8 protein-coding genes are annotated in these 6,263 nt (G+C 63.2%); all 8 read left to right on the plus strand.

Features of this window, described 5'->3' with window-relative positions; translation table 11 throughout:
• On the plus strand, positions 1–234 hold a 234-nt coding region (locus tag KBT70_RS01370; RefSeq protein WP_296627893.1), incomplete at its 5' end, for a hypothetical protein.
• A gap of 9 nt (positions 235–243) precedes the next feature.
• Positions 244–696, plus strand: coding sequence for a paraquat-inducible protein A (locus tag KBT70_RS01375; protein WP_296627895.1), 453 nt, complete (start codon positions 244–246; stop codon positions 694–696).
• 135 nt (positions 697–831) lie between these two features.
• A complete protein-coding gene (locus tag KBT70_RS01380) occupies positions 832–1,596 on the plus strand; it encodes a DNA repair protein (protein ID WP_296627897.1) in 765 nt (254 codons plus the stop codon).
• Positions 1,597–1,651: 55 nt separating this feature from the next.
• A complete protein-coding gene (gene radA, locus KBT70_RS01385) occupies positions 1,652–3,016 on the plus strand; it encodes a DNA repair protein RadA (protein ID WP_296627899.1) in 1,365 nt (454 codons plus the stop codon).
• 26 nt (positions 3,017–3,042) lie between these two features.
• A complete protein-coding gene (locus tag KBT70_RS01390; protein ID WP_296627901.1) occupies positions 3,043–3,603 on the plus strand; it encodes a CvpA family protein in 561 nt (186 codons plus the stop codon).
• 3 nt (positions 3,604–3,606) lie between these two features.
• Positions 3,607–4,056, plus strand: a complete 450-nt coding sequence (locus KBT70_RS01395) for a DMT family transporter (RefSeq protein WP_296627903.1) — start codon at positions 3,607–3,609, stop codon at positions 4,054–4,056.
• A gap of 123 nt (positions 4,057–4,179) precedes the next feature.
• Positions 4,180–5,634 carry an amidophosphoribosyltransferase gene (purF, locus tag KBT70_RS01400; protein ID WP_296627905.1) on the plus strand — a complete coding sequence of 485 codons (1,455 nt, stop codon included), beginning with the start codon at positions 4,180–4,182 and terminating at the stop codon, positions 5,632–5,634.
• A 155-nt stretch (positions 5,635–5,789) separates the two neighbouring features.
• Complete coding sequence (locus tag KBT70_RS01405; protein ID WP_296627908.1) at positions 5,790–6,053, plus strand: hypothetical protein; 264 nt, start codon at positions 5,790–5,792, stop codon at positions 6,051–6,053.
• Positions 6,054–6,263 lie beyond the last annotated feature (210 nt).

Genomic DNA, 6,263 nt, shown 5'->3' on the forward strand with positions numbered 1-6,263 from the left:
CTTCTACCAAAGCTTCACTCCTATCAGTTTGCGGCGTTGCTCTCTGTGTTACTCTTTGTGGGCACGCTCTACGACTGGGTAAAATGTGTTTGGGGAAAGCGTCCAATGCTCAGTGACCTGCTTGTGGTGTCCGCTATCGTCGGTGTTCTCCTATCCCTGACCTATGAGGTTTCGTTCAATAGAACGGCCTCTACACTCTCATATTATCTGGAACGTCCGGCTGAAGGCGACTAGATCGAATTGATGCTCAAATACGCCAACCTCTCGCTCCTCCTCCTCTTCCCCCTCGCGTGGTTCGCGCCCCTCTTGCGCGCGGGGATTGACCTGCCGCTCTTTGGCCTCTCGGAAATCTCCGTCATCTCGGGCCTGCAAGCGCTCTGGCAGAGCGACGTCACCCTCGCGCTTTTGGTCACGGTCTTTGCCCTCTTCGCCCCCTACCTCAAGACCATCGGCCTCGCCCTCCTGCACTTTGGCCTCCTCTCCCCGCGCGCCCTGCCCGCGCTGCACCTCTTGGGCAAACTCGCCATGGCCGATATTTTTCTCATCGCGCTCTACATCATCGTGGTCAAAGGTGTGGGCCTCGCTCGGCTCGAAGTGGCCTGGGGCCTCTATCTCTTTACCGCCTGCATCCTCGCCTCTCTGGCGATCAGCCTCAGACACCGCCACAATCCCCCCAACACCCCGGATACTGTCTGATTTTCCGCAACAATCGCGCGGCAGTCACGCCACACTCCGCCAAACTTGACTCCAGAGTGATGGATTTACCCCTATGCCTTTCAGGCAATCGGCGTAAACTTGCCGATATTGGAGATGATCTTTCGGGGGGAAGTCATGACCACCACTTTAAAATCTGCTGCACTCCTAACCCAATCCATTTTGCAACGCGCGGCCTTTGTCGTATTTCTGGCCTCCGCGCTCACGCTTACCGCCGCCACCATCGCCGCCGCATTGGGCGCGCTGCCATGGCTCGAATTCAGCGTGGGCTTCGGAGGCGAAACCTACCAAAACGCAGGCCAGATTGCCCAGATCGGCCTTACCGTTCTGGCGGTGCTGCTCTGCGTCTACCTGCCCGCCAATGCCCGCATCATGGCGCTCGAAACCTCGCACCGGCGCTTCAACATCGGCATGCAAGACGTCGCCCGCGCCTATCACGCCGCCCATGCGGCGGATCGTGCCGGGCTTTTTCGTCTGTCCTCGGAATTTGACGCCGTGCGCGAACGGCTTGCCTATCTGCGCGACCACCCTGACCTTGGCACGCTCGAGCCGGACCTCTTGGAAGTGGCGGCGCAAATGTCCCATATCAGCCGCGAATTGGCGCAGGTCTATTCCGACGACCGCATCGCCCGCGCCCGCAACTTCCTCACGCAGCGCCAGCAAGAGGTCGAGGCCTTCAACGCCCGGCTTGATCAGGCCAAGCAGATCACCCGCGAACTCAAACACTGGTTCCACGAGGTCGAACTCGAGGAAAGCATTGCCGCCAGCCAGTTGCAACGCCTGCATGACGAACTGCGAGAGGTGCTGCCGGAACTGGGTCTGGAAGACATGCTGCGCCATGACGGCACCGTGATCGACATCACCCAGAAGGCGGCGGAATAACCATCTCTGAGGTTTCGCATTTGACCATGCCCGCCGCTTGGGGCATCAGGCGGGTATGGCAAAACCCGGCACCTTCACCTGCACGGCCTGCGGCGCGGTTCACAACCGCTGGTCGGGGCGTTGCGATGCCTGCGGCGAATGGAACAGTATCATTGAAGAGGCGCCGCTCTCGACCGGCCCCAAGGGCAAGACCTTGGGCGGCAAACGCGGCACGCCGCTGACCCTCACGGACCTCTCGACCGAAGAGGCGCCGCCGCCCCGTACCCTCTCGGGCATAGGCGAGTTGGACCGTGTCCTTGGCGGCGGTCTCGTGCCCTCCAGCGCCATTCTCGTGGGCGGTGATCCGGGTATCGGCAAATCCACGCTCCTGTTGCAGGCCGCTGCCCAATTTGCGGGCGCGGGCCTCAAGACCTTCTACATCTCCGGCGAAGAGGCGAGCGCGCAGGTCCGCATGCGCGCGCAGCGCCTGGGGCTTGGCAATGCCCCCGTCAAACTCGCCGCGGCCACATCGCTGCGCGACATCCTGACCACGCTCGAGGCCGAGAAACCTGATCTCGTGATCATCGACTCGATCCAGACCGTCTGGTCCGACACGGTCGAGGCCGCCCCCGGCAGCGTTTCCCAGGTCCGCGCCGCCGCCCATGAGCTGACCAGCTTTGCCAAACGCTTTGGCACCTCCGTGATCCTCGTCGGCCATGTCACCAAGGACGGTCAGATCGCAGGCCCCCGCGTGGTTGAGCACATGGTCGATTGCGTCCTTTATTTCGAGGGCGAGCGCGGGCATCAATTCCGCATCCTGCGGTCGGTCAAGAACCGCTTTGGCCCCGCCGATGAAATCGGCGTCTTCGAGATGACGGGCGCGGGACTGGCCGAGGTGGCCAACCCCTCGGCGCTCTTTCTTTCGGGGCGCGGCGCGCCCACCCCCGGCTCGGTCGTCTTTTCCGGCATCGAGGGCACGCGCCCCCTGCTTGTCGAAATGCAGGCGCTTGTTGCCCCCACCCCCCATGCCCAGCCGCGCCGCGCTGTGGTCGGCTGGGACGGGGCACGGCTTGCGATGATTCTTGCCGTGCTCGAGGCGCGCTGCGGCATCCCCTTTGCCGGGCTTGATGTCTATCTCAACGTCGCAGGCGGCCTCAAGATCAGCGAACCCGCCGCCGACCTTGCCGTTGCCGCCGCCCTGCTGAGTGCGCGTGAAGACCGCGCCTTGCCCGCCGAAACCGTGGTTTTCGGGGAAATTAGCCTCTCCGGTGCGCTCCGCCCGGTGGGCCAGACCGAAAACAGGTTGAAAGAGGCGCAAAAACTTGGTTTCACAGCCGCGATTACCCCGTCAGGTAGCAAGACGACGGGCGACAGTGGCCTCAAGCTCACCCATATGGGGGATTTGACCACATTCGTGGGTGACATATTCGGCGCAGGTTAGGCGCCTATCGGGACAGGAAGAGGCATATGGAAGGTTTCACCATCATCGACGGCGTCGTGGCGCTCTTCATCGTGCTATCGGCGCTCCTGGCCTATTCGCGCGGCTTCGTGCGCGAATCTCTGGCCATCGCGGGCTGGGTCGTGGCGGGCTTTCTCGCCTTTATCTTTGCCCCGCAGGTGGAACCGCTGGTCAAGGAAATCCCGGTGGTGGGCGAATTCATCGCCGATAGCTGCGAACTCTCGATGATCGGGGCCTTTGCCGTGGTCTTTGCCGTGGGCTTGATCGTTGCCTCGCTGATCACCCCGCTCTTTTCGTCCTTGGTGCAACGCTCGGTCTTGGGCGGCCTTGACCAAGGGCTTGGCTTTGTCTTTGGCGTGGCGCGCGGCGTGCTGCTCGTCGCCATCGCCTATTTCGTCTATCAGACTGTCATCTCCTCGCAATCCATCCAGATCATCGACGACAGCCGCTCGGCGCGTGTCTTCTCGCAACTGACCGGCAAGATCGAAGAGCGCAACCCCGACGAGGCCTTGGGCTGGATCACCCGGCAATACGAGGACCTGATCGGCAAATGCGAGGCGCCGCAGTAACCGATGCTGCCGCAAAGCCCGGTTCTCGCCCTCATTCTCATGGCCGTGGCCGGGCTTGCCGTGGCCATTCAGGCCCCGCTCAATTCGGCGCTCGGGCGCACGATTGATAGCTCGGTCGCGGCGGCGGCCGTGTCCTTTGGCGTGGGTTTTGTGGCGTTGGTGCTCTTGGTGGCGCTCTCGGGCGACAGCGCCGCCTTTGGCCGCGCCGCCCTCGCCCCGCGCTGGCTCCTGCTCGGCGGCCTTCTGGGTGCGTTCTTTGTCTGGGCCTCGCTCTGGAGTGTGCCTGTCCTCGGCGTGCTCACCACCGCGGCCACGCTCATCCTTGGCCAGATCGTCGGTGCCATGGTGCTTGATTACATCGGTGCCTTCGGCATCGCTGCGCGCGATCTGTCGTGGACCCGCCTCACCGCTGCCCTCTTGGTCGGCGCAGGCGTCATCCTTTCACGCTTCTGACCCCTCGCCAGCCATCGCATCCCCACGTTATCTGTGATAGTTTCGTGACATGTCCGGCCTGAGGGCGTATGACACGCCCAAGCGATATCCACGGATTCGGAGCTGCCCGCTTTGCCCAAACAGATGCCCCCCGCCCACCCCTTCGACGATGACAAGCTGAAGGAGGAATGCGGAATCTTTGGCGTGATCGGTCTGACCGACGCGGCAAATTTCGTGGCCCTCGGCCTGCACGCCCTGCAACACCGCGGCCAAGAGGCTGGCGGCATCGTCAGCCATGATCCCGAACTTGGCTTCAACTCGGTGCGCCGCTTTGGCTATGTGCGCGACAATTTCACCAGCCAGTCGCTGATGGAAACCCTGCCCGGCCCGCTCGCCATCGGCCATGTGCGCTATTCCACCGCTGGCTCCAAAGGGGCTGCGATCCGCGATGTGCAGCCTTTCTTTGGCGAATTTGCCATCGGCGGCGCGGCCATTGCCCATAACGGCAACATCACCAACGCCATTGCCCTGCGCAAGGAACTGATCGAGCGCGGCTCGATCTTTCAGTCCGGTTCGGACACCGAATGCATCATTCACCTGATGGCCCGCTCGCTGCAAAAACGCATCCCCGAACGGATGGAGGATGCGCTGCGCCGGGTTGAAGGCGCGTTTTCCGTGGTCGCCATGACCCGCTCGAAACTCATCGGCGTGCGCGATCCCTTGGGCGTGCGCCCGCTGGTCTTGGGGCAACTTGGCGAAGGCTGGGTGCTCAGCTCGGAAACCTGCGCGCTCGACATCATCGGCGCACGCCTCGTGCGCGAGATCGAGCCGGGCGAAATGGTCGTCATCACCGCCGGTGGCGGCGTCGAGAGCCATTTCCCCTTCCGCCGCCAGCCCTCGCGTTTCTGCATCTTCGAGCATGTCTATTTCTCGCGCCCCGATTCCATCATCGGCGGCCGCTCGGTCTATGAAACCCGGCATCAGATCGGCGTGGAACTGGCCCGCGAGGCCCCGGTCGATGCCGATCTGGTCTGCCCCGTGCCCGACAGCGGCACGCCTGCGGCCATCGGCTATAGCCACGAATCGGGCATCCCCTTTGCGATGGGGATCATCCGCAATCAATACATGGGCCGGACCTTTATCGAGCCCACCGAACAGATCCGCAACATGGGCGTGCGCCTGAAACTCAACGTCAACCGCGCCCTGATCGAGGGCAAGCGCGTCATTCTCGTGGATGACAGCGTGGTGCGCGGCACCACCAGCCGCAAGATCAAGGAGATGATCCTTGATGCCGGCGCTGCCGAGGTGCATTTCCGCATCGCTAGCCCGCCCACCGCTTGGCCCTGTTTTTACGGGGTGGACACGCCGCAGCGCGAAAAACTGCTCGCCGCGACCATGTCAGAGGATGAGATGCGCGATCACTTGCAGGTCGATAGCCTCAAATTCATCTCGCTCGACGGTCTCTACCGCGCTGTGGGCGAGGCGGGCGGGCGCAATGCCAAATGCCCGCAATATTGCGATGCCTGCTTCTCGGGCGAATATCCCGTGGCCCCCTCCGACATGATCGAAAAGGGTTTCGCGCTGAAAGCCGCCGAATAACAGCCCCCGCTCAGCCGCCAAACCCGGTGGCTGAGCGGAGAGTTGCCCGCATGATGCTGCATTGCGGCAACTCCTCGCCGACGCGCGCCGCAGCCCTTTCCCCGGTCTCTTTCCCTGTCTAGATGCCCTCAGCGCATTGCACGAAAGAGGCACAGGTGACAGATCACACAGAAACCCCCGCCGCCACGCTAGAGGCCGCCACCCTGCGCGGCGTCCTGCCCGATGCCGGGCTCACGCTCGTTGGCACCCTGCATGGTCCCTCCCATGCCCGCGCACTCCTTCGGATCGGAAGCGCCGTCCACACCGTCGAGGTCGGCACCAGCCTTGGGAGTGCCACCGTCGCGGCGATCGGCGAAGGCGTCGTGATCCTTGCGCGCAGCGGGGGCCGCAGCGAACGCCTCAGCCTACCCGCCTCCTGATCCTCTGACGTCAAAGAAAAACGCCGCCCCCTTTTCAGGAGCGGCGTTCTTTGTTTCCAAGCTTTGGGGCTGGCTCAGCCCTTGCGTGCGCGGATCAATGCGGTTGCACCGGTCACGATCATCGCCGCAATCACGGCCTTGACCGCATCGCCCAGCAGGAACGGGGCCATCCACCCGGACCAGAGCGCATCCGCGCTCTTGCCCAGCATC

The sequence above is a fragment of the Roseovarius sp. genome, assembly GCF_018066915.1.
Classification (GTDB): Bacteria; Pseudomonadota; Alphaproteobacteria; order Rhodobacterales; family Rhodobacteraceae; genus Roseovarius.

Excerpts from the sequence above, each read along its gene's own strand:
- KBT70_RS01395 (WP_296627903.1), top strand. The coding sequence starts at position 3,607 with ATGCTGCCGCAAAGCCCGGTTCTCGCCCTCATTCTCATGGCCGTGGCC.
- radA (WP_296627899.1), top strand. The coding sequence starts at position 1,652 with ATGGCAAAACCCGGCACCTTCACCTGCACGGCCTGCGGCGCGGTTCAC.
- purF (WP_296627905.1), top strand. The coding sequence starts at position 4,180 with ATGCCCCCCGCCCACCCCTTCGACGATGACAAGCTGAAGGAGGAATGC.
- KBT70_RS01375 (WP_296627895.1), top strand. The coding sequence starts at position 244 with ATGCTCAAATACGCCAACCTCTCGCTCCTCCTCCTCTTCCCCCTCGCG.
- KBT70_RS01380 (WP_296627897.1), top strand. The coding sequence starts at position 832 with ATGACCACCACTTTAAAATCTGCTGCACTCCTAACCCAATCCATTTTG.
- KBT70_RS01390 (WP_296627901.1), top strand. The coding sequence starts at position 3,043 with ATGGAAGGTTTCACCATCATCGACGGCGTCGTGGCGCTCTTCATCGTG.